Source organism: Aquabacterium sp. UBA2148 (assembly GCF_002328915.1).
In the GTDB taxonomy this organism is placed as follows: Bacteria; Pseudomonadota; Gammaproteobacteria; order Burkholderiales; family Burkholderiaceae_C; genus Aquabacterium; species Aquabacterium parvum.
Genome location: NZ_DCXA01000284.1, coordinates 1 through 3099, shown reverse-complemented (window position 1 = coordinate 3099; position 3099 = coordinate 1). Strand labels below are relative to the sequence as shown.

Sequence of the window (3099 nt, the reverse complement as noted above, 5' to 3'; positions counted from 1 at the left end):
AGCTGGCAGCCTGGGCCGCCACCACCGCCATGGTGCTGTTTCGGGTGGCGACCCTGTGGCTGGCCTCGTCGACGGTCCAGGTCAGCCAGGCTGAGGTGCTGGGGCCGGAGGTCGAGTCATTGCTCGAGCGGGCCAAACGCAGTCGCAGGGTCGAGGTGTTTCGCTCGCTCAAGGGCCTCAGTCACCGCCTGCTTCGCAACCCTCGCAGTCCGGCCCAGGTCTGGCTGGCGCGCCGTGGCGGCGAGGTGGTGGGTTTGATGGCGGTTCGCCGCACGCAAGTCGGTGAGCAACGCCATGCCCTGCAGATCATGGATGTCGTGCTCGACAGGCACCACGAGGATGTGGCCTTGCGGGCCCTGCTGGCGCGCGTGGCGGCGCGGGGGTTCAGGGAGGGCGCCGAGTACCTCAGCGTGACGCTGTATGCCCCGGAGCTCGAAGCACGCTTTTCACGCCTGTTTTTCAGGCACCAGCCGCACCCCTACGAGACCATGGCCTGGTCATGCCCCGAGGGGCCCTTCAAGGACGCTGTTCTGGCCCGCAACGCCTGGTCGCTGACGGACATCCACACCGACCGCGATCAGGGCTGATCGTCACTCGGTCACCAGAAGATCGCCAGCAGCAGCCCGATGATCAGCACCCACTTGCCGACGTAGTAGCCGGTGCGGTTGGTGGCCTTGAATTGCTTGGCTTTTTCGCGCAGCTGGTAGGCCACGCCGAAGAACTTGTTGATGCCGCCGACCTGCTCGCCTTGCTCGTTTTGCGTGGCCGAGGCCTTCATGACGATGCCCGCAAACACCTTGTTGACCCAGCGCACCACGGGCGTGTAGACGGGGCGCTCCACGTCGGCGAACAGGATGATGCGCGGCTGCTGTGTGGTGTTGGCCGCGTGGTGGATGTAAGTCTCGTCGAACATCACGACCTCGCCGTCCTGCCAGTGATAGCGCTGGCCGTCGACCTCGATGTAGCAGCCCGGGTCGTTGGGCGTGATCAGGCCCAGGTGGTAGCGCAGCGAGCCGGCATACGGGTCGCGGTGCTTGACCAGTGTGGCGCCTGGCGGCAGGGAAGCGAACATGGCCGCCTTGATGCCGGGGATCTGGTTGAGCAGGGCCACGGTTTTGGGGCAGCGCTCGGCGGCCGAGGGTTGGTCCACGCCGTACCACTTCAGGTAAAAGCGCTTCCAGCCCGTGCGGAAAAATGAGTTGAAACCGATGTCGTTGTAGCCGTCCGCGGCCTTGATGCGGCCACCCTCGTCCAGCGCCAGGGCCTCGTCGCGGATGACCTGCCAGTTCTCCTGCAGCACCTTGAGCTCCGGGAACTGCTTGGCATCCAGGTAGGGCTGGCTGCCCACTTTGGAGAACAGCACCATCAGCGAATTGAAGGGCGCGATCAGCACCGTGAAGTCGGTGAGCGCGCGCACCAGGCCGAAACGCACCTTGCCGCGAAAGTGGGCGTGCAGGGCGGCAGCGATGAAGGTGATCAGCACCCAGTGGCGGGGGGCCAGGGGCCAGATTTCTTGGACGAGGCTCATGGGCAGGCTCGGTGACAACGGTTCAGGGTTTGGCGGGTGGCGCGATGCCGGTGGTCGACTCAGCGGTCCAGACCGCCCAGGCAGACGTACTTGGCCTCGACATAGTCCTCGATGCCCTGGCGGGCGCCTTCGCGGCCCAGGCCCGACTGTTTGACACCACCAAAGGGCACTTCACAGGTCGAGATGATGCCGGTGTTCACGCCCACCATGCCGTACTCCAGCCCCTCGCTGACGCGCCAGATGCGGCCCACGTCGCGGCTGTAGAAGTAGCTGGCCAGGCCGAACTCGGTGTCGTTGGCCAGTCGGATGGCATCGGCTTCCGTGTCGAATTTGAACACGGGCGCCACGGGGCCGAAGATTTCTTCGCGGGCCACGCGCATGCTGGCGTCCACGTCGGACAGCACCGTGGGCTCGAAGAAGGCGCCGGTGGCGAGTTCAGGCGCAACCGCCGCACGCTTGCCGCCCGTGCGCACCTTCGCGCCCTTGGCCAGGGCGTCGCCCAGCAGCTCTTCGACCTTGGCCAGCGCCTGGCCATCGATCAGCGGGCCTTGCACCACGCCGGATTCGAAGCCGTTGCCCACCTTCATCTCGGCAACCTTGGCGGTGAGCTTGTCCACGAAGCGATCGTAGATGCCGGCCTGGGCGTACAGGCGGTTGGCGCACACGCAGGTCTGGCCGGCGTTGCGGTACTTGCTGATCAGCGCGCCTTCCACGGCGGCGTCCAGGTCGGCGTCGTCAAAGACGATGAAGGGCGCGTTGCCGCCCAGCTCCAGCGACAGCTTCTTGACTGTCTGCGCGCACTGCTTCATGAGGATGCGGCCGACCTCGGTCGAGCCGGTGAAGGACAGGTGGCGCACCACGTCGCTGGCGCAAAGCACCTTGCCGACTTCGATGGAGCGATCGCCATCGGCGGTGACGACGTTGAGCACGCCAGGCGGCATGCCGGCACGCTGTGCCAGTTCGGCCACGGCCAGCGCCGACAGCGGCGTCGCCTCGGCAGGCTTGATGACGACAGGGCAGCCGGCGGCCAGGGCCGGGGCCACCTTGCGCGTGATCATCGCGATGGGGAAGTTCCAGGGCGTGATGGCCGCGCACACGCCCACCGGCTGCTTGAGCACCAAAAAGCGCTTGCTCGGGTCGGTGGACGGCACGGTTTCACCGTAGATGCGACGGCCTTCTTCGGCGAACCACTCCAGGAAGCTGGCGCCATAGCCGACCTCACCCTTGGCTTCAGCAAGGGGTTTGCCTTGCTCGGCGGTCATGATGCGGGCCAGGTCGTCGGCGTGCTGCATCAAGAGGTGGAACCATTTCATCAGGATGGCCGAGCGGGCCTTGGCCGGCAGCTTGGCCCAGGCGGGCCAGGCGCGGTTGGCGGCGGCGATGGCCGCTTCGGTCTCGGCGGCGCCCAGGTTCGCCACCTGGGCGAGCAGGTGGCCCGTGGCCGGGTCGGTCACGTCGAAAACCCGGCCGTTGCCTGCCCATTGGCCATCGATCAGGGCCTGTGTCTTGAGCAGCGTGGGGTCCTGCAGGCTGGACAGGGGGGGCGACAGCGGGGACGTTTGCATGGTGGC

3 protein-coding genes are annotated in these 3099 nt (G+C 66.6%); 1 reads left to right on the top strand and 2 read right to left on the bottom strand.

Annotation, left to right across the window (positions count from 1 at the left end):
* Positions 1–587, top strand: a 587-nt coding sequence (locus B2W70_RS15855; RefSeq protein ID WP_286747124.1) for a hypothetical protein, incomplete at its 5' end; no start/stop codon positions are given.
* An 11-nt stretch (positions 588–598) separates the two neighbouring features.
* On the opposite strand, the gene B2W70_RS15850 is transcribed toward B2W70_RS15855, so the two are convergent.
* Both B2W70_RS15850 and B2W70_RS15845 read right to left on the bottom strand, forming a co-directional pair.
* A complete protein-coding gene (locus B2W70_RS15850) occupies positions 599–1528 on the bottom strand; it encodes an aspartyl/asparaginyl beta-hydroxylase domain-containing protein (protein ID WP_286747122.1) in 930 nt (309 codons plus the stop codon).
* A gap of 59 nt (positions 1529–1587) precedes the next feature.
* Positions 1588–3093 (bottom strand): NAD-dependent succinate-semialdehyde dehydrogenase, encoded by a 1506-nt coding sequence (locus tag B2W70_RS15845; protein ID WP_286747130.1) that lies wholly within the window; start codon positions 3091–3093, stop codon positions 1588–1590.
* Positions 3094–3099: the final 6 nt, after the last annotated feature.